This window comes from Novosphingobium mangrovi (genome assembly GCF_022818885.1).
GTDB lineage: Bacteria > Pseudomonadota > Alphaproteobacteria > Sphingomonadales > Sphingomonadaceae > Novosphingobium > Novosphingobium mangrovi.
The window spans coordinates 1-25,189 of sequence record NZ_JALHAT010000060.1 but is presented as its reverse complement, the minus strand read 5'-3'; the positions used below and the strand labels follow the sequence as shown (position 1 = coordinate 25,189).

The window sequence follows — 25,189 nt, the reverse complement described above, 5'->3', positions numbered from 1 at the left end:
GTCAAGGACGGGCGCGTCCTCGCGCGCGGGTGGACGCAAAACGGCGGACGCCCGCACGCCGAGGCGGTTGCGCTCGGCCTGGCCGGAGAGGGCGCGCGCGGCGCAACCCTCTACGTCACGCTGGAGCCCTGCGCGCACCAGTCGCCGCGCGGCCCCTCCTGCGCCGACCTGATCTGCGCGGCGCAGCCCGCCCGCGTGGTCATCGGCTGCATGGACCCTGACCCGCGCACCAGCGGTGCCGGACTTGCCCGCATCCGCGCCGCCGGGATCGCGGCCGAATATCTGCGCTCGCCCGCCTGCGAGGAGAGCCTTGCCGGCTATCTCCTCCAGCGCACGCAGGGGCGCCCGCAGGTTACGCTCAAGCTCGCGCTCTCGCTCGATGGCTGCATCGCGATGGCAAGCGGCGAAAGCCAGTGGATCACCGGGGCCGAAGCGCGCGCCCACACCCACGCCCTGCGCGCGAAGAGCGACGCGATCGTTGTGGGCGGCGGCACGCTGCGCGCCGACGCCCCGCGCCTCGACGTGCGCCTCCCCGGTCTGGAAGAGCGCAGCCCCGAACGCTGGGTCCTGACGCGTGGCGCAGTACCGCAGGGGTGGAACGCCCTGCCCGCCCCCGACGCGATCCGCGACATGGAGGGCATCCAGTACCTCTTCGTCGAGGGCGGCGCAGGCGCGGCTGCCGCGTTCCTCAAAGCCGGGCTGGTCGACCGCCTGCTCATCTACCGTGCGCCCATCCTTGTCGGCGGACGGCCGGGACTTGGCGACTACGGCCTTACCGCCCTTTCCCAGGCGCATGGCCGATGGTCGCTGGTCGAACGCCGGACCCTTGGCAGCGACACCCTCGAAGTCTACAGCGCGCGCTGAGCACCAATCACCAAGGGACCCTGCCCGCATGTTCACCGGAATCGTCACCGCCATCGGTACCCTGCGCGACGCGCGCCACGATGGCGACCTGCACGCGGTGATCGCCTGCCCCTTCGACCCCGCAACGATCGCCATCGGCGCCTCGATCGCCTGCTCGGGCGTGTGCCTGACCGTGGTCGACAAGGGCGGCGCTGCGGGCGATGCCTGGTTCGCGGTCGACATCTCGGGGGAGACCATCGCGCGCACCGCGCCCGGCCACTGGGAGGAAGGCGCGCAGCTCAATCTCGAACCCGCGCTGAAGCTGGGCGATGAACTGGGCGGGCACATCGTCACCGGCCACGTCGACGGCGTCGGCTCGGTCGTCAGCATCACGCCGGTGGGCGATTCGAAGCAGTTCGTGATTGCGGCGAGCAAAGAGCTGGCCCCCTACCTTGCCCCCAAGGGCTCGATCACGCTCGACGGGGTATCGCTCACCGTCAACACCGTGGACGATCAGGCGGATGGCACCTGCCACTTCATGCTCAACATCATCCCGCACACCGCCGAAGTCACCACCATCGGCGAGCTTTCGCCGGGCGATGCAGTCAACCTCGAGATCGACGTGCTGGCGCGCTATCTCCAGCGCATGCAGTCGCTGCGCAACTGACCGTCCGCGGGCTTGTGCGCCTTCAGCGAAGGTAGGGCCCGATCACGTCCATCGCCTGGCGCACCGTGCGCTCTTTCTCGCCCACGGGCGCAACGTAGTGGATCGCCTCACGCGCGTCCGCCTCCCCGCTCCCCTTCGCGATCATCCAGGCCGCAAGATACTGCGAGGCCAGGCACCCGCCCGCCGTCGCGACATGGCCATGGGCGATGAAAGGTGCGTCACGCACCTCGACACCGGCCTCCACCACCCAGGGCTTCGTCGTGAGGTCAGTGCAGGCGGGAAGATCGCCGATGAGGCCGAGGCGCGCCAGCAGCAGCGTGCCCGAACACTGAGCCCCGATCAGCTGGCGCGCGGGATCGAGCTGCAACTGCTTCAGGATCGCGTGATCCTGCGCGATTTCGCGGGTGTAGATACCGCTGCCGATCAGCACCGCGTCCGCCTCGCGCGCGAAGGCGAGCGGCTGCTGGGCGCGCACGGTCACCCCGTTCATCGAAGTCACTTCCGCGCTCGGGCAGGTGATCTGCGCCGACCAGCCCTTGGCCTTCATCCGGTTGAGCAGGGCCGAGGCGATGAACGAATCGAGCTCGTTGAAGCCCTCGAAGGTCAGAATCGCAATGTTCATGGGGTGTCCCCGAGGCCAGGCGCCTCTCGCACACCGGCGCGCGGCTGCGATTTGCGCCAGCGATTTGGGGAGAGGTGTCCCGCCGTTACGGCGCGATCACGTGCCACCTTGCCAAAGGCGCAAGGGGCGGCCTCGCACAGAGGCCGGAGCGTCAGCCGGCCCCCATCAAGGACCGGCTGACGCTCAAGAGGCATCAGGCGGTCACTTCCGCCACGGCGGCAATGAACTTGTCGATGTTGCCGGTGGTGAGACCGGCCACGTTGATGCGGCCCGAACCGGCGAAGTAGATGCCGTGGCCCTTGCGCATTTCCTGCACCTGCTCGGGGGTGAAGGGAATGATCGAGAACAGGCCGTTCTGGATACCGATGGGCGAAAGATCGACACCGCCGGTGACACCGGCCGCGGCCAGCTTGTCACGCACCCAGCGCATGCGCTCGCGCATCTCGTCGAGTTCGGCGAGCCACTGCGCGGTCAGCGCTTCGTCTTCGAGCACCAGGCGCACCGCCGCACCGCCGTGATCTGGCGGCTGCGACCAGTTGGCGCGCGCCAGGCTGTGGCCGTTCGACATGATCTTGGTGAGATCCGCCGGGTCCTTGGCCATGGCGTAGAGCGCACCGACGCGGTCGCGGTAGAGACCGAAGTTCTTGTCGCACGAGTAGCAGATCAGCGCTTCGGGCACGGCGGCAAGAACCGCGCGCAGGCCGTAGGCGTCCTCTTCCATGCCAAGGCCGAGGCCCTGGTAGGCAAGGTCAAGGATCGGCATGATCGGGCTCTTGGCCAGAAGACCCGCGATCTCGTCCCAGTTGGCGTGGGTGTAGTCGATGCCGGTCGGGTTGTGGCAGCAGCCGTGCAGCAGCATGGCGTCACCCTCGGTGCCCGCCGCAATCGCGGCGCGCAGCGCGTCCATGTCCACCTTGCCGTCTTCACCGGCGTGGTTGAACTCGACGACCTCGAGGCCGAGGTCCTTGCAGATCTGCGCGTGGTTGGGCCAGCTGGGCTTGCCCACGATGATGCGCTTGGCGCCCGCGCGCTGCACCATGGCAAGCGCGAGACGCAGCGAGCCGGTGCCGCCGGGCGTCTGCATGCCCTCGATACGGCCACCCATGTCCGGGTCTTCCTTGCCGAAGACGTAGGGCATCAGCGCGGCCACGAAGCCCATGTCACCCTCGGGGCCGAGGTAGGCCTTCGAGTCCTGGGTCTCGACGAGTTTCTTCTCGGCGGCCTTGATCGCGCCGAAGACCGGGGTTTCCCCGTCACCGGTACGGTAGACGCCCACGCCAAGATCGATCTTGTCGGCGCGCGGGTCGTCGTTGTGGAGCTTGATCAGCGCAAGAAGCGCGTCGGCGGGCTGTTGTTGAAGGTTGCTAAGCATGGCGGGCGGCACTTACTCCGGACGCGGTTGGCGCGCAACAGCCTAATGCAACAATTGCGACACCAAGAAACGCAAAGGTGCCCGAAAACGAAACGCGCCCCCCGGACAGGAGGCGCGCTCGCATTTCAATCGTTGCGCGAGGGACGCGCGATCAGAACGGCAGCCAGCGCTGCTTTTCGGAGAACTTCATGTAGCCGATGTTGGCGCCAAGGCGCAGACCCGCACCCGCGCGCACGGGGATCAGGACAACGTCTCCGCGCCGCAGGTACGAGACGTTGAAGCCGCCGATGAGGTAGGCCTGCCCCTCGCCCGCGCCAAAGCGCTTGTAGAGGTCCTCGGTGTCGTAGAGGTTGTAGACCAGCACGAAGGTGCTCGCCGCGTTGGCGCCCGCATCGAAGCCGATCGAGGGGCCCGTCCAGTAGACCGGACGCTGGCCTTCGACCTTGTGGTACAAGGTGCCCGATCCATAGCGCAGGCCGATCGCGAGGGCCGCGCCGCCTTCACGCCCGACGATGTACCCGTTCGGTTCGCCCTGCTTTTTCAGGAGGTCGCGGATGACATCCGCAAGCCCCTGCGCGCCCTTGCCGAAGACGCCTTCGGCCGCGCCGATCAGGTCATCCTCGTGATAGGTCGTGCCGTTCTGCCCGGAACCTGCCGCGTTCCCGGCAAAATCCTGCGTATTCCAGTCCGACACGCTGCCCGGCGAAGAGGCCGTGGGCGCGGGGACCGGCGAAGTCATCGGCGTGCCGAGCGGCGTACCGTTCCCGGCGCTGCCCATGTCCTGTTCGCCCATGCCCTGATCGCCAACGCCCTGATTGGACGAGTAGGTCCCGGCCGGATAGTCGCCATCGGTGGCGGGCAGTTCGCCGGGACGCGGATAGGTCTGGCTTGCCGGGGCCGTCGGGGCCCCCGATGCCGAAGCCGTGCCCTGCGGTGCAGGATAGCGGGTGGTCCCTCCCTGCAGGTCACCGTCGATGGCAGTGTCCGGATCGACCGTCTGGATCTGGGCCGAGGCGGTGCTCGCCGGGCCCAGCACAGCCATCGCCGTTGCCGCGACGAGAGCCACGAGGCTCTTTCCGATACCGGCCCGCTGTGTGGTTTGCTTGCGCACGTGCTTGTTCCTCCCGGGCCTGGGGTGCCCTTTGCGCCAAATGCCTTTGCTCCGCATGCCCCCTGCACGCGGTGCCATGATTACACGCCCATAAAGAATCGAGTGCGCCTGACCTCGCAATGAACGGGCGGCCAGACAACCTGCTTTTGCGGTCAGCCGAAATCCCCTGCCCCGCTATTTTCCCCAATTGCGCAAGGAATTGAAAAAACCGCGCGATGGCCCCTTGCGGCCCCGGATGACCATGGCTATAGGCGCTCCCCTAGCCGCTGCGGAGACGTGGGTGAGTGGCTGAAACCAGTTCCCTGCTAAGGAACCGTACTCTATCAGGGTACCGAGGGTTCGAATCCCTCCGTCTCCGCCACGGCCCTCAGGGGCCACACGGCAACCGGGCCAAGGCCCTCCCGACATGAATGTGCAAGCCGCCCTTCAGGGCGTCCCCGGATATCCCGGGGGACGATGGCGTGTCCTTTCGCCAGATGCGGGGTCGAGCCATTCGGCCTTGTCCGCGCGGCCATGCGCAGAGCCCCTCGGTACCGCGCGCAACGAGATCGCAGCCCGCCCCGCCCCCTAAGCGCTTCGCACCATCGGGCCTTGCCCGCCCCCGTGCGCACGAAAATTCACCCTGGTTCGAATGGTGTCGGAGCAGCCGGGCGCCCTATGCCTCGGGAATGGAGCATTCGCGGCTTGAGCGTCGCCCTCGCCCGTCCGATCATGGAGAGGCCCCGCAACCACCCTTCGGCCGGATCGCACGCTGCACGCCACAGCCACGGCAGGAGGGAGGCGCCTGCGGGCCCGAACAGGAGGATAGGGGCGATGCTGGTGCCTGAGATCTGGATTTCGCTGCGTGCCGCCTCGTCCCTTCGCCTGAGCGCCCTTTTCCGCCGCTGCGATGGATAAGGCCCGAAGTACGCACCTGCAGGAACATGTCGTGGTGCTGGGCGGCGGGATCGCTGGCCTCAGCGCAGCCGATAGTCTCAGCAAGGCGGGCATGCGCGTCACCGTGATCGAAGAGCGCGATGCCTGCGGCGGCACCCACCGTTCCCGCTCCATCGGCCCCTACACCTTCGATGTCGGCTCGATCTTCTATGAAAGCAGCGCGCGCCTTTTCAATCTGGCTCCCGGACTTCGCGAGATGTGCCCGCAGATCATCCGCCGCCAGCGCCGGATCGCGCCGGGCGGCACGCTCGCGCACTACCCGCTCGAACCGCGCGAGTTCCTGCGCCGCGCTCCGCGCGAACTGGTCGCGGCCCTGATCGACCTCGCCGTCTCGCGCTGCGCGGTGCGGCGCGATGGCAGCCTCGCCGCGATATCGACCCAGCGCCTCGGAAAGCGCTTCTTCGCGCAGACCGGCCTGCGCAGCTACATCACCCGCTTTCACCACGTCCCGCCCGAGGAAGTGAGCGAATCCTTCTTCCTTCACCGCATGGCCTTCATCGAGAAAGCCACGCGCCCCCGAGAAATGGCGCGTCTTGCCTTGCGCGCTCTGCTCAGCCGGGGCTCGGTGGCCGGCCGCCCCCGTCCGGCCCTCCACGTGCGCCCGCGCGAGGGATACGCCCCGCTCTTTGCCGCCATCACCGACCGCCTCGCCGAAAGGGGCGTGGACATCCGGACCGCGACCGCGCTGCGCACCATCTCCGCGTCCAACGGCACCTACCGGATCGAAACCGATCACGGCTCTCTGGAGGCCACCGCCGTCGTCTCGGCGCTCCCGCTCGACACCCTGCACCGCGCCCTCTTCGGCGCGCCCAGCGGGCTGACCTCGCTCGGCATGACCACGCTCTATGTCTCGGCGGCCCAGCTCTCGCCCGACACGGGCAACGTGCTGTTCAACTTCGATACGCGCGGGCGCTGGAAACGCGCGACGATCTACTCGCGCATCTACCCCGAACCGCAGATGCCCCGTGAATTCTTCGCCGTCGAGTGCACGCTCCCCCCGGGAGGCGAACACGCCCCGCAGGACGTCTTCGCCGATTTTCGCGACCACCTGTCCGCCGTCGGCCTCGCCCGCGACCTGCGCCTCGAAGGGCACGAGCATGTCCCGGATTGCTACCCGCTCTATCGCCCGGGAACCGAAGCCATCCTGCAGGACACTCTGGCCCGGATCGAGGAACAGGGCATTGTCCTTGCCGGACGCCAGGGCCGCTTTGAATACCTGCCCACCTCGTCGGGCGTGATACGCCGCGTCGGGGAGGAACTTGCCCGCGCGGCGCTTCCGGTCGATCCTGTGCCCCCGGACGAACAGGCTCTCTGCCCCGTCACATCGCCGCCTCCCGGACCGGAGCGATCCCCCGCAGGCGGATTGCCCGCCGTGCCAAGCCATTCCTGAGCCCATGCGAAATTGGGTCCAAAAGGGCGGTAGTTCTACTGGTGGCCCTGCGCTGTTTCCCGCACCACTTTGGATATGAGCACTGCACAGACCTGCGCGATGGACGTGGCCCCGCCGTCGGCCTCCTCTCTTCAGGACGGCCCGGTCGTGCGTATCTTCAACGTGAAGTACAGCCCGAATCTGGGGGACGGACTTCTCAGCGAGTGCCTTGAGGGCGGCCTGGCCCGGCACGGTGCCGCCCAGGCGCGCTCCATCGACCTTGCAGGCCGCACCGCCTATTCCAGGGGCACGGCTGCGCGCGCACATGCCTTGCAGCTTCTCCACGCCCTGCCCTCCCCGCTGCGGCGCGAAGCGGTACGCCTGCCGCTGGCCCTGGCCTCCCGGCGGACCTGGGCACCCCACTACGCCGCTCAGCTGGAAGAGGCCAACGCGGTGGTGATCGGCGGCGGCAACCTGCTCGCCGACATGGATCTCAACTTCCCCACCAAGCTGGCGCTCGCCATCGAAAGCGCGGCCCGGCGCAACCTGCCGATCTTCCTCTACGGCCTGGGTGTCTCGCCCGGCTGGAGCAAGGAGGGCCGGGCGCGGCTTCACCGGGCCCTGCGCTGCGGACAGGTGCGCCGGGTGTGGGTGCGCGATGCCCGCTCACGCGAACTCTGGCAGGACCTCGCCGGCGATGCCTTCGGCCTCGATGCTGGCGTAGTGCGCGATCCGGGGCTGCTCGCCGCACGTCAGTATGGCGTGCCGGAACGGGCTGTCCGCGACATAGGCCCCTCGGCTCCGGCCCGGATCGGCCTCAACGTGATGAGCGCGCTCGCGGTGGCCTACCATGGTGGCCAGACGCTCACCGAAGAGGCGCTCGACGCCTGGTACCTCGCGCTCGGCCGTGATCTGCTGGCGCGCGGATATCACCTCAGCGTCTTTTCCAACGGCAGCCCGGAAGACCGCGCCGCCGTCGAACGTCTGCGCCTGCGCTTCGAGCTAGCCGAAGGGCCGCGACGCGTCGCCTTCCCCGAAATTCGAGACCCGGGCGATCTGGTCGCCTGCATTGCCGACCTCGATGCTCTGGTCGCCTTCCGCATGCACGCGATCATCGCGGCCTACTCCTGCGCGGTTCCGTTCCTCGCGCTCGCCTGGGATGCAAAGCTCGACGCGTTCCTCGCCTCGGTCGATTGCAGCGACAACCTCGCCGATATCGCCCGCACCTCTCCGGGCACCGCGGCAGAACGTGTGATCCACCACCTGGCACAGGGCATTGCCCCCGCCGCCCGCCGGGCCACGCTCGATGAGGCCGAGGCCGATATTGCAACCCTTGCCGCCGCCATTCGGGAAGCCCTCGCCCCCCCGCCGCGTTAAGGCTCCGCGATGTTGCGAAGGCACCTTCCGATCTGGCCTCTGACGCTTGTCGCTGGCCTGTGCCCAACCCTCGCCGTGGATGCTTTTGCCGCGCCTCTCTCCGGGTTTTGCAGGCCGCAGACGCCGAACTTGGCGGGCACACGGCTGGGCGCGGCGTCCAATTTCGCGCAGGGCTGGAACCCTGCAACCCTCAAGGCCGCCACCCGGCTGGGCGTCAGCCGCTTTCGCGACAGCCTTCGCTGGAAGGATATCGAGCGCACCAGAGGCAGCTACCGGTTCGAGGGCGCAAGGAATCGCTATCCCGACGAACTTGCCCGTCACGGGGCGCACCTGACCCTCACGCTCAATTGGGGGAACCCGCTCTACGACAGCGGGGACACGCCGCATAGCTCCGAGGCTCTGGCCGCATTCGGCCTCTTCGCGCTTGCGGCAGTGCAGCGCTTTCCGGCCATCGACACCCTGGAGATCGGCAACGAGGTCAACGGCGCGAACTTCGTGAAAGGCAAGGTCAAGGCAGACGGCCTGCCCCAGCGCGCGGACTACCATCTGGCCATGGTCCGCGCGGCCTCTGCGGCCGTAAAGGCTGAACGGCCCGACATCACGGTGCTGGGCGGAGCCACCCACTCGCTTCCGGCCGGCTTCCTCTGGCCCCTGCTCGAAAAGGACAGGACCAAGGCGATAGAGGGGCTGGCCCTCCATCCCTACACCACCCCTATTGACCAGTTGCCCGCGCAGTTTGCCCTGCTGTGCCAGAGCCCGGCCGTGGGGACGCGCAGCCTCCATGCCACCGAATTTTCCAGCGCCCGCCCCGACCAGGCACCGGACGACCTGGTGCGCACCTTCGCGGTTCTCGCCAGCCTCGGCGCGAGCGAGGTCGACTGGTATCCGCTCAACCCACGCGGCGACCGGCAGGTGCCTCTCATCGATCGGGCGGGACGGATCACCCCTGTCGGCGCAGCCTTCCGCTTCGTGGGCGAGCATCTTGCCGGAAAACCGGTGCGCCGCCTGCCCATCGATGACTTCGCCTTTGCCGCCGCCTTCGGGGCGCGCGCCTGGGTTCTGTGGGGCGCACCGCGCACACTGCGCATCACGGCACCGGGGGTTCGCGCCTTCGACGCGCAAGGGCGCGCCCTTCCGCGCGACGAGCTGAATCTGGCGGAAACGCGCGCCCTGATCCTGCTTGCCGACCAGCCGCAGACGCGCCCGCCTTTCGCGCTGGGTTGCCAGACGCAGATTGCGGACAGCCGTTTGCAGTTCGCCTATCCGCCCCGGCATGGCAACGCGCCTACCGGGGACCCGTTTAAGCGGCTGGCGCGGATCGATGGCGCCGACAGACCGCTCACGGCTATGCCCGGGCAAGAGCGGCGCGGTGTGCCCTGGACCCCGTACCTAAGCCTTGCCGCGCATCGCGGGGTGCGGCTCGACGGAACAAGCCTGCGCCCCGCCTTCGGGCGCAAGGACGGCGCCCTTGTCCAGAGCATCGCCATCGCCCCCGACACCGGGATCGAACTGGACCTCGAACTCACCCCCACCTCGGGCGCGCTTGATGTGCAGCTACGGCTGGGCGGGCAGGAGCTGGAGGCCTTCACGGTCACCGCGCCCGTTCATCTGAAGCGGCGCCTGCACAGTAAGACACGCGCCCGGCTCGAGATTATCGTTGCCAGCGCTTCGGGCGCAAAACCCGCCACTGCCGACTATCGGATCCGCCTGTCCCAGCCGGGACGGTGCCCGGCCTGAGGCACCCTGTCAGGCGTCTTTCCACGCGAAGGATACCTCACGCGCGTTTCTGTCGAGGGTCAGATGCAAGGCCCTGCCACCGGGTGACTGTGCCCTCACGAGGTGGAGCGCGCCCCGCGCCGGGTCCTCCCATTCCGCCACGGTCATGTGCCGGTCCGGTCCGGACAGCCAGAGCGTCTCCTGCGGGAGTGCGGCCAGAAGATCCTGCGCTTCGCGGCGCAGTGCAGAGAGATGGGCGACATGCTCTTCCAGTTCCCGATCGCGCGCGGACCAATCGACCCAGCCGATGGGATTGTCCTGGCAATAGGCGTTGTTGTTGCCCTGCTGGCTGCGACCAAACTCGTCGCCCGCGGTCAGCATGATCGTCCCGGTCGAGGCGAACAGCGTGGCGAGCATGGCCTTCAGATCGCGCCGCCGCGCCGTCTGGATCGCAGGGTCCCCGCTTGGCCCTTCGGCGCCGTGGTTGCAGCTGTGGTTCTCGCCGTGGCCATCGCGGTTGTCCTCGCCATTCGCCGCGTTGTGGCGCTGGGCATAGGACACCGTGTCCGCCAGCGTGAAGCCATCGTGCGCGGCCAGGAAATTGACCGAGCGGCAGGGGCGCTGCGGCGAACTCTCCCCGAACACGTCGCTCGATCCGGCCAGCCGCGTCGCGAGCACGCCCACGCCCGCCTCGCCCTTCCAGAAGCGGCGCACGTCGTCACGAAAGCGGTCGTTCCATTCGAGCCAGTTTTCGGGGAACTGGCCAAGCTGGTAGCCACCAGGGCCAATGTCCCAGGGCTCCGCGATGAGTATCCGGTCCGCCAGCACCGGATCGGCGGCGATCTCGGCAAAGATGGGCGCATCGGACGCGAAGCCGGGACCACGCGCGAGGACGGGCGCGAGATCGAAGCGGAAGCCATCGACACCGGCCTGTTCGACGAAGTGGCCCAAGGCCGCGCAGGTGAGCGCGCGCACCGCCGGGTTCGCAAAGTCGAGCGTATTGCCGCAGCCGGTATCGTTGATGAGCGAGCCATCGCCCGCATGGGCATAGGCGGCGTTGTCGAGCCCGCGCAGCGAAAGCACGCCGCCCTCGCGGTCGCTTTCGCCCGAATGGTTGAAGACCAGGTCGAGCACCACCCCGATGCCGTGTTCGCGCAAGGTGGCGACGGTGGCGCGCAGTTCGGCCACGCCGCCGGGGCACAGACCAGGGTCGAGCGCCATCATCGCGACGGGATTGTAGCCCCAGGCGTTGACCAGCCCGAGTGGGGGCAAGTGGCGCTCGTCGATCCAGGCGACGATGGGCATGAGTTCCACTGCGCCGACACCCAGCTTGCGCAAGTGCGCAAGGACGGAAGGGTGCGCGAGCGCGGCCACGGTTCCGCGAATGGCCTCGGGCACCTCGGGATGGCACATCGTGAACCCGCGCACGTTGACCTCGTAGACCAGCCCACCGGGGCGCAGGAGCGCAGGCTCGACCACCACGGGCTCGTACGGTGCCGGGACCCGCGCGCGTGGCACGAGGTGGGCGGTGTCCTCCCCGTAGCGGGCAAGCGCCGGGTCCTGCACGAAGCGCCGGTCCAGCTCTACGGCGTAGGGGTCCACGAGCAATTTCGCCGGATCGAACCAGAGCCCGTCCTCAGGTGCCCAGGTTCCCTGCGCACGGTAGGCGTAGAGCGCGCCGGAAAGATTGCCGGGACACTCCAGCGTCCAGACCTCTCCCTCGCGATGCATTGCGCGGCGCGTTTCGGCGCCTGCATCATCGAACAGGCACAGCCAGACCTGCTCGGCCCGGGGCGCGCGCACCGCAAAACGGGTGGCCCCGCCTTGCACCTGCGCGCCCAGCCGGGTCATCCGATCAGGTCCTTGTAGAGCCGCGCGTAGGCCCGCCCGCTCGCCCCCCACGAGAAGTCGGCCTTCATCCCGTTCTTCTGAAGGCGCTGCCAGTCGTCCTTCTGGCCGTAGAGCGCGACCGTGCGTTCGATGGCCGCGGCCACGTTCTGGGCATCCACACCGTCGAACTGGATGCCTGTCGCCACACCGGCGGCCAGCGCGGCCGGGTTGGCGTCGATAACGGTGTCGGCCAGCCCCCCGGTGCGGGCGACCACAGGGACACAGCCATAGGCGAGGCCATAGAGCTGGGTCAGGCCGCAAGGCTCAAACCGCGAAGGGATGAGGATCGCATCGCCGCCCGCCTGCAGGCGGTGGGAGAGCGCCTCGTCATAGCCGATGCGCACCGCGACGCGGCCCGGATGGCGCGCGGCCACCGCGCGCAGCTGCGCTTCGAGGTCGGCATCGCCCGACCCCAGCACCGCCAGCCGCGCGCCCTGGGCCACGAGGTGGTCGGCCATTTCGGGCAGGAGGTCCATGCCCTTCTGCCAGGTGAGGCGGGTAATCGCGACGAAGAGCGGGCCGTCCTCCTCGACAAGACCGAACTCGGCCTCGAGCGCGCGCTTATTGATCGTCTTTCGGCTCAATGTGCGCGCGGTGTAGGTCGCGGCAAGGCTAGCGTCATGGGCCGGGTTCCACAGCTCTCCATCGATGCCGTTGAGGATGCCGTGCACGGCGCTGCCGCGCTCGGCGATCAGGCCTTCAAGGCCCATGCCAAAGCGCGGACTGCGGATCTCGCGCGCGTAGGTCGGGCTGACGGTGGTGATCGCATCGGCGCAGAACAGCCCGGCCTTGAGCATCCCGAAACCGCCATAGTATTCCACGCCCTGCATGTGCCAGGCCCGGCTCGGCAGGCCCGTCTCGGGAAAGATCGCGGCCTCGAAGCGGCCCTGGAAGGCAATGTTGTGGACCGTGACCACGCTGGGCACAGCCGCGCCGCCGAAGGGCGCATAGCGGGTGTAGGCCGCGGCCATCGCGCCTTGCCAGTCATGGGCGTGGAGCAGATCAAAGCGCTGCGCCTTGCCGCGCACCACCACCGCGCCGCCCGCGATATCCGCCGCGGCGCGCCCCAGTGCGCAGAAGCGGCGCCAGTTGTCGGGCCAGTCCTTGCCCGCCGCGTCCGCGTAGGGAAGCCCCTCACGCGTGAAGAGGTCTGGCGCTTCGAGGACATAGAGCGGATGCGCGCCCAGCTTGCCGGCAAGGAGGCGCGCCGGGCCGCCGAACAGGTCCGGCCAGGTGTGGACCGCGCGCGCGCGGCCCAGCGCCTTGAGCACCGAAGGGTAGCCCGGAAGCAACGTGGTGACCGCCACGCCCTCGTCCGCAAGTGCGCCCGGAAGCGCGCCCACGACATCGGCGAGCCCGCCCGTCTTGACCAGCGGAACCGCCTCCGAAGCAACGGAGAGAACACGAATATCGGGCAAGGTTACAGCTCCAGCCGGTCAATCATGGCCTTGGTGATGAGGCACACGCCCTTTTCGGTACGGCGAAAGCGCACCGCGTCAAGTTCGGGGTCCTCGCCCACGACAAGGCCTTCAGGGATGCGCACGCCCGAATCGATGACCACGCGGCTGAGCCGCGCGTTGCGCCCGATGTTGCAATAGGGGAGGATCACCGCCTCATTAACCTCGGACCAGCTGCCCATCTTCACGCCCGTAAAGAGCAGCGAGCGGCGCGCGAGCGAGCCCGAGACGATGCAGTCCTGGCTGATGAGCGAGGAGATCGCCTGCCCGCGCCGCCCATCCTGGTCGTGGACGAACTTGGCCGGTGCGGCGACCACGGTGTCGGTCCAGATCGGCCAGTCGCGGTCGTACATGTCGAGCTTGGGGACGGTGTCGGTAAGGTCGAGATTGGCCTCGAAGTAGGCATCCACGGTGCCGACATCGCGCCAGTATTCCTCGATCTCCTCGGCCGCGCGGATGCACGAGGCGGTAAAGCGGTGCGCCTTCGCCTTTCCGTGCCGGACGATGTAGGGGATGATGTCGCCGCCGAAATCGCGCCTGGAATCAGGATCGGCGGCATCGCGCCGCAGCTGTTCGAAGAGGAACTCGGTCTCGAACACGTAGATGCCCATGGAGGCGAGCGCGTGCTCGGGATCGCCCGGGATGCCCGGCGGATCCTCGGGCTTTTCGAGGAACGAGGTGATGAAGTCATTTTCATCGACGTGCATCACACCGAACGCGGTCGCATCGGCGCGCGGGACGGTGAGGCAGCCCACGGTCACGTCCGCGCCCGATTCCACATGCTCGCGCAGCATGACCTCGTAATCCATCTTGTAGATGTGGTCGCCCGCCAGGATCACCATGTAGCGCGGCGCGTGGGCGGCGATGATGTCGATGTTCTGGAACACCGCATCGGCCGTGCCCTCGTACCACATGTACTCCGAGATGCGCTGCGAGGCGGGCAGGATGTCGAAGCTCTCGTTGCGTTCAGGCCGCATGAAGTTCCAGGCCCGGTTCATGTGCCGGATCAGGCTATGCGCCTTGTATTGGGTGGCGACACCGATGCGCCGGATGCCCGAATTGATCGCGTTGGACAGCGCAAAGTCGATGATCCGGCTCATGCCCCCGAAGTAGACCGCAGGCTTGGCCCGGTTGTCGGTCAGCTCCTTGAGCCGGCTGCCGCGCCCACCGGCCAGGACGTAGGCCATGGCATCGCGCGCAAGGGGTTGTGGACTGGGGGTCTTCATCGTCCTTTTATCCTCTCATGGCCCACGGCCTGCTTTCTATCCCGCGTATTCCAGCATGATCGTGGCAAGTGGCGGCAAGGTGACATGCGCGAGCCCGCCTGCGACCTTGATCTGCCCCAGGTTGCCCTTGCCCGACCCGCCGTAATAGACCGAGTCCGTGTTCAGGATCTCGCGCCAGTTGCCCTCACCCGGCAGGGCAAGCGCATAGTCCTTCAGAAGGTTGGGCGTCATGTTGCTGATGACCACCACGGGCCTGGCATCCGGCGCCTTGCGCACCCAGGCGAAGACCGAGTTGGTCGCATCGTCGACGACCAGCCACTCGAAGCCCTCCCCCTCGCAGTCGCGCCCGTGCAGCGCAGGCTTGTCGCGGTAGAGACGGTTGAGATCGCGCACCAGGTTGCGCACGCCCTCGTGCGCGGGCGCCTCGCGCAAATGCCAGTCGAGCGCCCGCTCCTCGCTCCACTCGCTGCGCTGCGCGAACTCCTGCCCCATGAACAGCAGCTTCTTGCCGGGATACCCCCACATGAGGCCATAGTAGGCGCGAAGGTTCGCGAACTGCTGCCAGTCATCCCCGCTCATCTTGGAGAGCAGCGAGCCCTTGCCATGGACGACCTCGTCGTGGCTGAGGGGCAGCACGAAGTTCTCCGAAAAGGCGTACATCAGGCCAAAGGTGATGTCCTCATGGTGGAACTGGCGGTGCACCGGATCGCGGCCCATGTAGCGCAGCGTGTCGTGCATGAAGCCCATGTTCCACTTGAACCCGAAGCCCAGCGCCGTGGCGCGCGTGCCGTCCTCGGGCTCATCGGCAGGCGCACTCACGCCCGGCCAGGCGGTCGATTCCTCGGCAAAGGTCATGATGCCGGGATGCTCGGCGTAGAGCGTGCGGTTGACCGCGCGCAGGAACTCCACCGCTTCCCAGTTTTCCCGGCCACCCTCGTCGTTGGGCGTCCATTCGCCCTCCTTGCGCGAGTAGTCGCGGTAGAGCATCGAGGCGACCGCATCCACGCGCAGGCCATCGACATGGTAGCGCTCGGCCCAGAACAGTGCGTTGTTGACGAGGAAGCTCGCCACTTCCTTGCGGCCGAAGTTGTAGATGAGGGTGTTCCAGTCCGGGTGGAAGCCCTGGCGCCAGTCCTCGTGCTCGTAGAGTGCGGTGCCATCGAAGCGGACAAGGCCGTGTTCGTCGGTCGGGAAATGGGCGGGCACCCAGTCGAGGATCACACCGATCCCGGCCTTGTGCGCCCCTTCCACGAAGCGCGCGAACCCGGCCGGTTCGCCAAAGCGGGCCGAGGGCGCATAGAGCCCCGTCGTCTGGTAGCCCCAGGAGGGATCGTAGGGGTGCTCGGCGATGGGCAGAAACTCGATATGGGTGAAGCCCATGTCGACCACGTAGGGGATGAGCTGGTCGGCCATCTCGTCCCAGTTGAGAAACCAGTTCCAGCGGTCGCGCTGCCAGGACCCGGCGTGGACCTCGTAGATCGAGACCGGCACGCGGCGCGCATCGACGCTGGCCCAGTGGGTGCGGTGGGCCGCATCGTTCCAGTCGGGCTTTTCCACCTTCGCGGTGATCGAGGCCGTGCGCGGGCGCACCTCGGTCATGAAGGCGAAGGGATCGGCCTTGAGCGGGCGGGCGACGCCATCGGGGCCAACGATGTGGAACTTGTAGGCGCGGTAGTCGCGGATATCGGGGACGAAGATTTCCCAGACGCCGATGTCGCGGCGGTGGCGCATGACATGGCGTGCAGGGTCCCAGTCGTTGAAATCGCCGACCACGCTGACGCGCTGGGCGTTGGGAGCCCAGACCGCGAAATGGACGCCCTTGGCGCCCTGGTGCTCCATGACATGGGCGCCCAGCTTGTCGAACAGGCGCATGTGGGTGCCCTGCGCGATCAAGAGGTCGTCGATGGGGCCAAGCACGGGCGCGAAGCTGTAGGCATCGGTCTGGATCCAGTCGCGCGTCGCGGTCGAGCAGCGGTAACGCACGGGCTGCGGCGCGCCCAGAAGATAGCCCTCGAACATGCCGCGCGGATCGATCCGCGCGACCTCTCCTAGGCACTGCCCGTCGATCGAGAAAGCCTCCGCGGTCTCGGCGCCCGGCAGGATCGCACGCGCGAAGGTACCGCCAGGTCCGGAGTGGACGCCCAGAAGCGAGAAGGGATCGCCATGCGTGCCATCCAGCAGGGCATCGAGAGAACTTTCAGGAGGCTTCACGTAACTTTCCAGATTTCCTTGGCGTACTCGGCAATCGTGCGGTCCGAGGAGAACCAGCCCACGTTGGCGATGTTGCGGATGGCGCAGCTGCGCCACGCGGCGGGATCGCGCCAGCGCGCATCGACCGCGCGCTGCGCCTCGGCGTAGCTTTCGAAATCGGCCGCGCACATGAACCAGTCATGCTCGTAGAGGCCGCCGATCAGCCCGGCGTAGCGGTTCCGGTCGTCGGGCGAGAAGACGCCCGAGGCGATCATCGAAAGCGCCTGGCCCAGCTCGCGCGAGCCTTCGATCAGGCTGCGCGGATCGTAGCCGTTGGCGCGCCGCTCGGCGACTTCCTCGGCCGTCAGGCCGAAGATGACGATGTTCTCGTCCCCGACCTTGTCCTTGATCTCGACATTGGCGCCATCGAGCGTGCCGATGGTGAGCGCCCCGTTCAGCGCAAACTTCATGTTGCCCGTGCCCGACGCCTCCATCCCGGCGGTCGAGATCTGCTCGGAGAGGTCGGCGGCGGGAATGATCTTCTCAGCCAGGCTGACATTGTAGTTGGGCACGAAGACGACCTTGAGCAGGCCGCCCACCGAGGGGTCGGAATTGACGCGCCGGGCGATGTCGTTGGCCAGTTTGATGACGAGCTTGGCGTTGTGGTAGCTCGACGCGGCCTTGCCGCCGAAGATCTTGACGCGCGGCACCCAGTCGCGCTCGGGATGGCTGCGGATCTGGTCGTAGAGTGCGACCGTCTCGATCAGGTTGAGAAGCTGGCGCTTGTACTCGTGGATGCGCTTGATCTGGACATCGAAGAGCGCGTCGGGATTGAGGCGGATGCCCATCGTGGCCTTGAGGTGCTCGGCCAGCGCGACCTTGTTGGCGCGCTTGACCTCGGCGATGCGCTCGCCCAGCTGCGCGTCGGTGGCCAGTTCGTTAAGCGCCGAGAGCTTCTGCGCGTCCTGGATGAAACCATCGCCGATGGCCTCGCGGATGACCTTGGTGAGCCCCGGGTTGCACTGCTGCAGCCAGCGGCGCGGAGTGACCCCGTTGGTCTTGTTGTTGATCCGCGAGGGGTAGAGCCTGTGGAGGTCGGCAAAGACCGTCTCCTTCATCAGCTCTGTGTGGAGCGCGGCCACCCCGTTCACCGAATGCGCGCCGACAAAGGCAAGGTTCGCCATGCGCACGCGCCGCTCTCCCGACTCGTCGATCAGCGAGATCGCGGCGATCTGGCCATCGTCGCAGCCCGCCTTGCGCGCCTCGCGCAGGATGCGGCTGTTGATCGCGTAGATGATCTGCATGTGGCGCGGCAAGAGCCGCTCGAACAGCGGCAGCGGCCAGGTCTCCAGCGCTTCGGGCAGGAGGGTGTGGTTGGTGTAGGAGATGGTCTTGCGACAGACCTCCCAGGCCTCGTTGAATTCGAGCTGGTGGACATCGACCATGAGCCGCATCAGTTCGGCCACAGCGACGGAGGGATGCGTGTCGTTGAGCTGGATCGAGGCCTTCTCGGGCAGTGTGCGGATATCGCCTTCGTACTGCATGTGGCGGCGCACGATGTCCTGCACCGAGGCGGCCGTGAAGAAGTACTCTTGGCGCAGGCGCAACTCCTGACCCGCCGGGCTGGAATCGGCCGGGTAGAGCACACGCACCAGACTGTCGGCGCGCACCTGCTCCGAAAGTGCGCCGAAGTGGTCGCCCGCGTTGAAGGCGTCGAGCTTGATCGGGTCGAGCGCGGTCGCGCTCCACAGCCGCAAGGTGTTCACCCGTTTCGCCTTGTAGCCCACCACAGGCGTATCGACCGCGGTCGCCTCGACCTGCTCGGCCGGGTGCCAGGAGGCGATGTCACCGTCCACTGTCACCTCGCCGCCAAAGCCGATGCGGTAGCTGCTCTCCAGCCGCTCGAACTCCCAGGGGTTGCCGTGTTCGAGCCAGGTCTCGGGCAGTTCCACCTGCCAGCCATCGTCGATGCGCTGGCGGAACATGCCGTTCACGTAACGAATGCCATAGCCATAGGCCGGGATGTCGAGAGTGGCGAGGCTCTCCATGAAGCAGGCGGCGAGGCGGCCGAGCCCCCCGTTGCCAAGCGCCGCGTCGGGTTCGAATTCCTCGATCTCGGCAAGGTCGAGCCCGTGCGCCGCGAGCGCCTTTTCCATCTCGCTGGTCATGCCCATGTTCGAGAGCGCATCGCGCAGGAGACGCCCGATCAGGAACTCCATCGAGAGGTAGTAGACCCGCTTGCCGCCGGTCTCGTACGTGCGGCGCGTGGAATCGATCCAGTCGTCGATGATGTGGTCGCGCAGCGCGTAGATCGCCGCGTTGTACCAGTCGTGGTGCTTGGCCGCGCGTTCGTCCTTGCCGACGCGGTGGCGCAATACGCGAACGATGTGATCGTCGAACTCGGAAGGACTGCCTGCCACGGAGATTCTCCTCAAACGGCAAGGACCCGGCCCCAGGCACCCGACAGGATGTCCCGAAGAACTGGCCCATGCACGGCCAAAAGCCTGAACGGAGCGCAACCGCGCCCGGGAATCCGAAACTACGAGGCACCATGGCTACCACAAGGTTGCAATGCAGCAAGCCAAATTGTGCAGCGCCGAACAAAAGAACCCCGCTTTCCAATGGACTTGCCCGCCTTCCCGTCCCCGGAGCAGCCCCCCGAGACCGCTAGGCAAGCCCGGGAGCGCGGGCTAAGGATGGGCGATGCACGAACTCTCCCCATTCGATGCCGCCGCGTTCCTGATCGTGATGGCCGCGGCGCTCGGCTATCTCAACTATCGGACGCTGCGCCTGCCCTCGACGGTGGGGCTCACCATCATGGGGACACTCGCCTCGCTGCTGCTGGTCGCCTACGACCATCTCGTGCCCACCAGCACGCTTTCGGCGACTTTCGGCCGGTTCCTCGCCGACCTCGACTTCTCCAAGACGCTGATGGACGGGATGCTCTCGTTCCTGCTCTTTGCAGGCGCGATGCACGTCAGCTGGGCGCACATGCGAAAAGGTGCCCTGCCGATCCTGGTCTTCAGCACCGTGGGCGTGCTCCTTTCGACCGGGCTTGTCGGCGCGGGGTTCTACGCGCTCTCGCTGGCCGTCGGCATCCCGGTGCCGCTGACCTGGTGCCTCGTCTTCGGCGCGCTCATCAGCCCGACCGACCCGGTCTCGGTCATGGCGGTGATGAAGCGCGCGGCGATGCCCGAGACGCTGCAAGCGACGGTTGCGGGTGAGAGCCTGTTCAACGACGGCATCGGCGTCGTCGTCTTCACCATCCTCATCGCACTTGCCACCGGCACGGAGGAATTCACCTGGTCCTTCGCGCTCGGCCATTTCGCGCGCGAGGCGCTGGGCGGTGCGGTCCTGGGCCTGGCCGTAGGCGGCATCGGCTTTGCCGCGATGAAGTCGATCGACGAATACAACATCGAGGTGATGATCTCCCTCGCCGTTGTCATGGGCGGCTACAGCCTGGCCATGGCGACCCACGTCAGCGGCCCTGTCGCGATGGCGATTGCCGGGCTCATCATCGGCAACGCCGGGATCGCCCATGCCATGAGCGACACCACGCGCGATCACGTCATCAAGTTCTGGGCGCTCATCGACGAGATCCTGAACGCGGTGCTGTTCCTGCTGATCGGCCTGGAGGTCATCGCGCTCGACCTGGAGCCGGGCTACATGCTGGTGGGCCTCGCCACGGTGGGGATCGTCCTCGCGTCGCGCGCGCTGGCGGTCGGCGCGCCGCTGCTGGCGATGAAGCGGGCCATCGACATGGGCCCCCTCGCCTTCCCGACGCTGGTCTGGGGAGGTCTGCGCGGCGGTATCTCGATTGCGCTTGCCCTCTCGCTCCCGCTCGCCGAAATCCGCTCCGAACTGCTCGCAGTGACCTACATCGTGGTGGTCTTCGCGGTCGTCATCCAGGGCGGCACCATTGCCCGCCTCATCTCCGCCATCCAGTCGCGCGAACCCCGCGCGGCCCAAGCCGGGTAACATCCCTGTGACATCGACCACTCCCCCCGAAGGTCCTGATCCGGCCCAAGGTCCTGACCCAGCCATGCCCGAGACCCAGCTTCCCGGCGATGGCGCGCGCGGCCCCGACACCGAGGCCCCGTTCACGCCCAAGGGCCCGATCAACGAGATGTGGGCGGCCCGCCCGCAATGGGTGCGCCGGGGCGAGGCGTTCTTCCATGTCCTGCGCGTCAAGTTCGCGCACGCGGTGCTCCTGCCCGAACTGAGCCCGGACCAGGCCTACGACCTGCGCCAGACGGTGCGCCAGGAAGGCCAGCTCACCCACGGCTATGTGCTGATGTGCGCGCTTGCAGCAGGTATCGCGATCCTGGGCCTGCTCCAGTCCTCGACCGCGGTCGTCATCGGCGCAATGCTCGTCTCCCCGCTGATGAGCCCGATTGCGGCCATGGGCTTCGGCTTTGCCTCGCTCGACGGGCACCGCATCCGCGATTCGATCCGCGTTGTCGCCATCGGTGCAGGCATCGGCATTGCCACTGGCATCGTCCTCACCTGGCTCTCGCCGATCCGCAACGCGACGCCGGAAATCCTCGCGCGGACCGAACCCAACCTGCTCGACCTTGCGGTCGCGCTGTTCTCGGGCATCGCGGGCGGCTACTCGACCGTCATCGGCAAGGGCGGGACCGCCATCGGGGTTGCCATCGCGACCGCGCTGATGCCCCCGCTCACCGTCATCGGCTATGGCATTGGCGTGTTCCAGCCCATGTTCGCGCTGGGCGCGATGCTGCTGTTCCTGACCAACCTCGCCGCGATCACCTTCGCCTTTGCCCTCATCGCGCGGCTTTCAGGCGCGGCACGCCCCTTCGGCAAGGTCGAGTGGACGCCGCGCTATGCAACGATCCTTGTTGCCGCCTTCCTCGCGCTCGCCACCCCGCTCACCATGACGCTGATGAAGCTCACCAACGAGGCGCGCATCCGCTCGGCCGCACAGGAGGCGATCATCGCGGCCTGCGGCGACCGGGGCGTGACCATCGCCCAGCTCGACGTCAGCTCCAGCCTGCTGGGTTCGCCCAAGGTCAAGGCGCTGGTCATTGCCACCAGCTACACCGGCAACGCCGAGATCGCGGCCGAGAACGCGCTCAAGGCAACGCTGGGCGAGGACGTCGATGTCTCCTTGCAGCAGGTGCTCGCCGCCGACGTGCGCTCGCAGACGCAGGCCATGGTCGATGCGGCAATGGAGCGCACGACCGCGGGCATTGCCGCCGACGTTCCGCCCTACAAGGCGATCCGTCAGAAGGTCGGCCTGCCGACCCGCTCGATCTGGACCGACCGCGCGCAGCGCATGGTCTACCTGGAGCCCGTTCCCGCGCCCGACTGGACCCTGGCCGACTACCGCGCCACCGAGAAGGCGGCGAGCCAGGGCGTCAACGGCTGGACGGTGCGCCTGATGCCCCCGCCCCAGCCGCGCCTGACCGTGCTGCTGGAGGCGAGCGAGGACGCGCAAGTTCCCGACGACGCCATTGCGACCGACCTCGGCATCTGGGCGCTTCAGCGCTGGGGTCTTGGCGAAGTGACGCTTTCCGGGGCCGATCCTACCCGGCTGACGGCGCTTGCCCGCCTGCTCGCCGATGCCGGGATTGCCGCGCAGATCGATGGCGCGGTGATCCCCCCGTCCGAAGATCCGCAAGCGTCTGGCGAGGATGGGGCTGAGGCTGTCCCCCACGCCATCACCGCGACGATTGCGGTCTACGCGACCAGTCCCTCGCGGCTCGAGGCGCAGCGCGCCGAGCGCGAAGCCGCGGCGCGCGCGGCGGCGCTGGAGGAAAGCTTCTCGGCGCCCTGACGGCGTCCGAGGCGGAGTTCAGACCCGGGCGGCCTGCGCCCTGTGCATGGCCTCCACCTGGCCCAGCACGACCGCGCGGATGCGCCGTACGTGGAGCACGAGCGCGGCCTGGGCGGTTTCCAGCTCGCGCCGGGCAATGGCCTCGCACAGCATATGGTGTTCGCGCAGGTGGTCCTGACGGGCATGCTCGGCGGCCGCGGCATCCATCGTCTTCCACGTGCCCAGGACGAACGCCTGGCCCACGTCCCAGACGCGCTCGACCATGGTCGCCAGCAGGGTCGAGGTATGACGGCTGTAGGTCATCCAGTGAAATTCGCGCCCGTGCTCGATCATGTCCTCGGCCGTTGTCGCGGTCTCGCCTGCGCGCACAAGCGCGCGCAGGGCCTCGACGTCCTCCGCGCCGAAGTTGGCCATGCTGTCGGCCAGCAAAAGCGGCTCCAGACGCTCGCGAATGTCGAAAGCGGCGGCGATGTCCGATCGCGCGGGCGCGACGACCCGCGCGCCGGTGTTGGCCCGCATCGTCACAAGGCCGCGCGATTCCAGGATACGCAGCGCATCGCGCACGGGGATGCGGCTCGTGTTCAGTTCAGCGGCCAGTTCGTCCTGCTTGATCCGCAGGCCCGGTGCCAGTTCGCCCGACAGGATGCGCCGGGCCAGAATTGCGGCCACACGCTCGCTCACCGCTTCGCTTGGTATCTTTGTCATTGCGAGTTCATTTTTTCCATAATCTCGAACGTCCAATTATTGGACGCGAGTATAATCCGACGCAATATCCTTTTTTTAGCGTTAACTCAGTGCCTCAGATCAGGACAAATATACCGACGGCAAGGGCAAGGCCGAGAAGCGGCACGAGCACCGTGAGTACGCCAAGAGCCGGGTAGGCTGCCTTGTGGGTCTCCCCGCAGATCGCGCGAATGGTGGTCACGACATAGCCGTTGTGCGGCAGGCTATCGAGCGCGCCGCTGGCAATCGCGACCGTCCGGTGGAGCTGCGCGGGATCGGCTCCGGCCTCAAGGTAGCCGGGCGCGAGCAGCGGCAAGGCGATGGTCTGCCCGCCCGAAGCCGAGCCGGTGAGCGCGGCGATCACGGTGACCGCCACGGCCGCGCCGATGAGGGGATCGCCCGGAAGTCCCTGCAGCGCCTCCAGCGCCATCTGGAACGCGGGCGAAAGCGCGGCGACCGAACCGAAGCCGACGACCGCGCAGGTGTTGGTTATGGCCACCACGGCCCCGCTCGCCCCGCGCGCGAACGCGCCCGGCATGGCCGCGCGGGCCCGGTAGCCCACGCCCAGCGCCAGCAGGCTCCCCGTGCCCAGAGCCACGACCAGCGCCCACTTGCCCAGCGATTGCTGCGGCAGCGCCCACGCCAGCCCCGGCACGCCCTGCGGATACTGGAACAGCATGAAGACGCCGAGCACGGCAAGGAGCGGCACGAGGCACACCAGCGGCGGAGGAAGGTGCGGATGGTCATCAAGCGCGCTGTCGCCCTTGCGCGCGTCGAAGCGCTCGCCCCGCGTGCGTGCGCGGTGCACCATCCTATCGAGCAGGACATAGCCCAGCCCGGCCATCAGGCCTGCGACCAGCAGGCTGACCGGCCAGGCCGCGTAGGCATCGGTGCCCAGGTACTGCATCGGGATCAGGTTCTGGATCTCGGGCGAGCCCGCGCTGGTCATCGTGAAAGTGACCGAACCGAACGCGAGCGCGGCCGGGATGAACCGGCGCGGCAGGTCGGCCTCACGAAAGAGATGGACGGCGAGGGGATAGACCGCGAAGCCCACGATGAAGACCGACACCCCGCCATACGTGAGAAGTGCCGCCGCCGCGACCACGGCCAGCACCGCATGGCGAAGGCCGATGCGCGCCACGACGCCGCGCGCCACGCTCGCCGCAGCCCCGCTTGCAGCCATGACCTCGCCGAAGATCGCGCCGAGCAGGAACATGAGGAACCAGTCGGCGAAGAAGCCGGTGAACCCGGCCATGTAGCTTGTCGCAAAGTCCCCCTCGCCCGCGTCCGCCAGCGGCGGCAGGAAGGCCAGGTCGCTGGTCGCGGCCACCAGCGCCGCGCAGGCCGGGGCGGCCAGCAGGATATGCACCCCGCGCACGGTCAGGAGAATGAGGAGAGCAAGAGCGGCGACAAGGCCGACAGCGCTGAACACGAAGACCATCTCCCAGAGGCAGGATACCGACCACGGCCCTCTTTGCGGAGCCTTGCCACGCGCGATGGTGCCGCCTTGCCAGCCACTTGTCCATGGCCTCGTCCGGCGCCTCGGCCACGTAGTTTCCCTTGGCCGCGCGATCACGGGAAAGAGAGGATGTCCTGACACCATCGCCGCCCGGCACAGGGACAGTTCATCCATGGTTCTCAAGCGCATCGCGCCCTCGCAGGTCGAGCAGGGCATGTACATTCACGCCTTCCAGGGCAACTGGTTCGCCCACCCCTTCTGGCGCGCGCACTTCGTGGTCGAGGATGCCGCGCGGTGCAGCGAACTGCGCGCCAGCGGGCTCGACGCCATTGTCATCGACACCGACAAGGGCCGCGACCTGCCCGGCGACGAAACCGCCGCGCCCTCACCCGCGCCGGCTCGCCCCTTGCGTCGCCCGCTGGTGGCCACGCCCG

Annotated in this window: 18 protein-coding genes and 1 tRNA gene; 9 read left to right on the top strand and 10 right to left on the bottom strand. The window is 67.7% G+C overall.

Annotation, left to right across the window (positions count from 1 at the left end):
* On the top strand, positions 1-864 hold an 864-nt coding region (gene ribD, locus MTR65_RS18930; protein WP_243802951.1), incomplete at its 5' end, for a bifunctional diaminohydroxyphosphoribosylaminopyrimidine deaminase/5-amino-6-(5-phosphoribosylamino)uracil reductase RibD.
* A gap of 28 nt (positions 865-892) precedes the next feature.
* Complete coding sequence (locus tag MTR65_RS18925; protein WP_243802950.1) at positions 893-1,510, top strand: riboflavin synthase; 618 nt, start codon at positions 893-895, stop codon at positions 1,508-1,510.
* 22 nt (positions 1,511-1,532) lie between these two features.
* Here MTR65_RS18925 and MTR65_RS18920 read toward each other — a convergent pair whose 3' ends face one another.
* The 3 genes from MTR65_RS18920 to MTR65_RS18910 all read right to left on the bottom strand — a co-directional run bounded on the left by MTR65_RS18920 (position 1,533) and on the right by MTR65_RS18910 (position 4,546).
* Complete coding sequence (locus MTR65_RS18920; protein WP_243802949.1) at positions 1,533-2,132, bottom strand: DJ-1/PfpI family protein; 600 nt, start codon at positions 2,130-2,132, stop codon at positions 1,533-1,535.
* A 193-nt stretch (positions 2,133-2,325) separates the two neighbouring features.
* A complete protein-coding gene (locus MTR65_RS18915) occupies positions 2,326-3,504 on the bottom strand; it encodes an amino acid aminotransferase (RefSeq protein WP_243802948.1) in 1,179 nt (392 codons plus the stop codon).
* 151 nt (positions 3,505-3,655) lie between these two features.
* Entirely contained in the window at positions 3,656-4,546 is an 891-nt protein-coding gene (locus tag MTR65_RS18910; RefSeq protein WP_243802952.1) for a DUF1134 domain-containing protein, read from the bottom strand.
* Between the two features lie 339 nt (positions 4,547-4,885).
* On the opposite strand from MTR65_RS18910, the gene MTR65_RS18905 reads away from it, so the two are divergent.
* The 4 genes from MTR65_RS18905 to MTR65_RS18890 all read left to right on the top strand — a co-directional run bounded on the left by MTR65_RS18905 (position 4,886) and on the right by MTR65_RS18890 (position 10,034).
* Positions 4,886-4,976, top strand: a tRNA-Ser gene (locus MTR65_RS18905).
* 528 nt (positions 4,977-5,504) lie between these two features.
* Positions 5,505-6,941, top strand: a complete 1,437-nt coding sequence (locus tag MTR65_RS18900) for a protoporphyrinogen/coproporphyrinogen oxidase (protein ID WP_243802947.1) — start codon at positions 5,505-5,507, stop codon at positions 6,939-6,941.
* A gap of 75 nt (positions 6,942-7,016) precedes the next feature.
* Positions 7,017-8,297, top strand: a complete 1,281-nt coding sequence (locus tag MTR65_RS18895) for a polysaccharide pyruvyl transferase family protein (protein ID WP_243802946.1) — start codon at positions 7,017-7,019, stop codon at positions 8,295-8,297.
* A gap of 129 nt (positions 8,298-8,426) precedes the next feature.
* On the top strand, positions 8,427-10,034 hold the full coding sequence (locus tag MTR65_RS18890) for a hypothetical protein (protein ID WP_243802945.1): 1,608 nt from the start codon (positions 8,427-8,429) through the stop codon (positions 10,032-10,034).
* 9 nt (positions 10,035-10,043) lie between these two features.
* Here the strand turns inward: MTR65_RS18890 and glgX are convergent, their stop codons facing one another.
* From glgX to MTR65_RS18865, 5 genes are read right to left on the bottom strand one after another with little or no spacing between them, the layout of a single operon-like run.
* Positions 10,044-11,864, bottom strand: a complete 1,821-nt coding sequence (gene glgX, locus MTR65_RS18885; protein ID WP_243802944.1) for a glycogen debranching protein GlgX — start codon at positions 11,862-11,864, stop codon at positions 10,044-10,046.
* Positions 11,861-13,321: a glycogen synthase GlgA gene (gene glgA / locus MTR65_RS18880; RefSeq protein WP_243802942.1), complete on the bottom strand. Its 1,461-nt coding sequence runs from the start codon at positions 13,319-13,321 to the stop codon at positions 11,861-11,863. Before glgA ends, glgX begins: the two co-directional genes overlap by 4 nt.
* 2 nt (positions 13,322-13,323) lie before the next feature.
* Positions 13,324-14,586 (bottom strand): glucose-1-phosphate adenylyltransferase, encoded by a 1,263-nt coding sequence (gene glgC, locus MTR65_RS18875; RefSeq protein ID WP_226638283.1) that lies wholly within the window; start codon positions 14,584-14,586, stop codon positions 13,324-13,326.
* Positions 14,587-14,622: 36 nt separating this feature from the next.
* On the bottom strand, positions 14,623-16,797 hold the full coding sequence (gene glgB, locus MTR65_RS18870) for a 1,4-alpha-glucan branching protein GlgB (RefSeq protein WP_243802940.1): 2,175 nt from the start codon (positions 16,795-16,797) through the stop codon (positions 14,623-14,625).
* Positions 16,794-19,196: a glycogen/starch/alpha-glucan phosphorylase gene (locus MTR65_RS18865; RefSeq protein ID WP_243802938.1), complete on the bottom strand. Its 2,403-nt coding sequence runs from the start codon at positions 19,194-19,196 to the stop codon at positions 16,794-16,796. The genes glgB and MTR65_RS18865 overlap by 4 nt, the downstream gene beginning before the upstream one ends.
* A 283-nt stretch (positions 19,197-19,479) precedes the next feature.
* Here MTR65_RS18865 and MTR65_RS18860 point away from each other — a divergent pair, with 283 nt between their 5' ends.
* Together MTR65_RS18860 and MTR65_RS18855 are read left to right on the top strand one after the other, a co-directional pair.
* Positions 19,480-20,754: a cation:proton antiporter gene (locus tag MTR65_RS18860; protein WP_243802936.1), complete on the top strand. Its 1,275-nt coding sequence runs from the start codon at positions 19,480-19,482 to the stop codon at positions 20,752-20,754.
* A gap of 64 nt (positions 20,755-20,818) precedes the next feature.
* Positions 20,819-22,573 carry a DUF389 domain-containing protein gene (locus MTR65_RS18855; protein WP_243802934.1) on the top strand — a complete coding sequence of 585 codons (1,755 nt, stop codon included), beginning with the start codon at positions 20,819-20,821 and terminating at the stop codon, positions 22,571-22,573.
* Between the two features lie 18 nt (positions 22,574-22,591).
* Here MTR65_RS18855 and MTR65_RS18850 read toward each other — a convergent pair whose 3' ends face one another.
* Positions 22,592-23,278 (bottom strand): GntR family transcriptional regulator, encoded by a 687-nt coding sequence (locus tag MTR65_RS18850; RefSeq protein WP_243802932.1) that lies wholly within the window; start codon positions 23,276-23,278, stop codon positions 22,592-22,594.
* 94 nt (positions 23,279-23,372) lie between these two features.
* The gene (locus MTR65_RS18845; RefSeq protein ID WP_243802930.1) at positions 23,373-24,728 is read right to left on the bottom strand and encodes a GntP family permease; all 1,356 of its coding nucleotides are present in this window, start codon (positions 24,726-24,728) and stop codon (positions 23,373-23,375) included.
* Between the two features lie 199 nt (positions 24,729-24,927).
* On the opposite strand from MTR65_RS18845, the gene MTR65_RS18840 reads away from it, so the two are divergent.
* The coding region (locus MTR65_RS18840; protein ID WP_243802928.1) for a DUF3391 domain-containing protein at positions 24,928-25,189 on the top strand (262 nt) is incomplete at its 3' end.

Excerpts from the sequence above, each read along its gene's own strand:
- MTR65_RS18925 (WP_243802950.1), top strand. The coding sequence starts at position 893 with ATGTTCACCGGAATCGTCACCGCCATCGGTACCCTGCGCGACGCGCGC.
- MTR65_RS18920 (WP_243802949.1), bottom strand. The coding sequence starts at position 2,132 with ATGAACATTGCGATTCTGACCTTCGAGGGCTTCAACGAGCTCGATTCG.
- MTR65_RS18915 (WP_243802948.1), bottom strand. The coding sequence starts at position 3,504 with ATGCTTAGCAACCTTCAACAACAGCCCGCCGACGCGCTTCTTGCGCTG.
- MTR65_RS18910 (WP_243802952.1), bottom strand. The coding sequence starts at position 4,546 with ATGGCTGTGCTGGGCCCGGCGAGCACCGCCTCGGCCCAGATCCAGACG.
- MTR65_RS18900 (WP_243802947.1), top strand. The coding sequence starts at position 5,505 with ATGGATAAGGCCCGAAGTACGCACCTGCAGGAACATGTCGTGGTGCTG.
- MTR65_RS18895 (WP_243802946.1), top strand. The coding sequence starts at position 7,017 with ATGAGCACTGCACAGACCTGCGCGATGGACGTGGCCCCGCCGTCGGCC.
- glgX (WP_243802944.1), bottom strand. The coding sequence starts at position 11,864 with ATGACCCGGCTGGGCGCGCAGGTGCAAGGCGGGGCCACCCGTTTTGCG.
- glgC (WP_226638283.1), bottom strand. The coding sequence starts at position 14,586 with ATGAAGACCCCCAGTCCACAACCCCTTGCGCGCGATGCCATGGCCTAC.
- MTR65_RS18860 (WP_243802936.1), top strand. The coding sequence starts at position 19,480 with ATGCACGAACTCTCCCCATTCGATGCCGCCGCGTTCCTGATCGTGATG.
- MTR65_RS18855 (WP_243802934.1), top strand. The coding sequence starts at position 20,819 with ATGCCCGAGACCCAGCTTCCCGGCGATGGCGCGCGCGGCCCCGACACC.
- MTR65_RS18850 (WP_243802932.1), bottom strand. The coding sequence starts at position 23,278 with ATGACAAAGATACCAAGCGAAGCGGTGAGCGAGCGTGTGGCCGCAATT.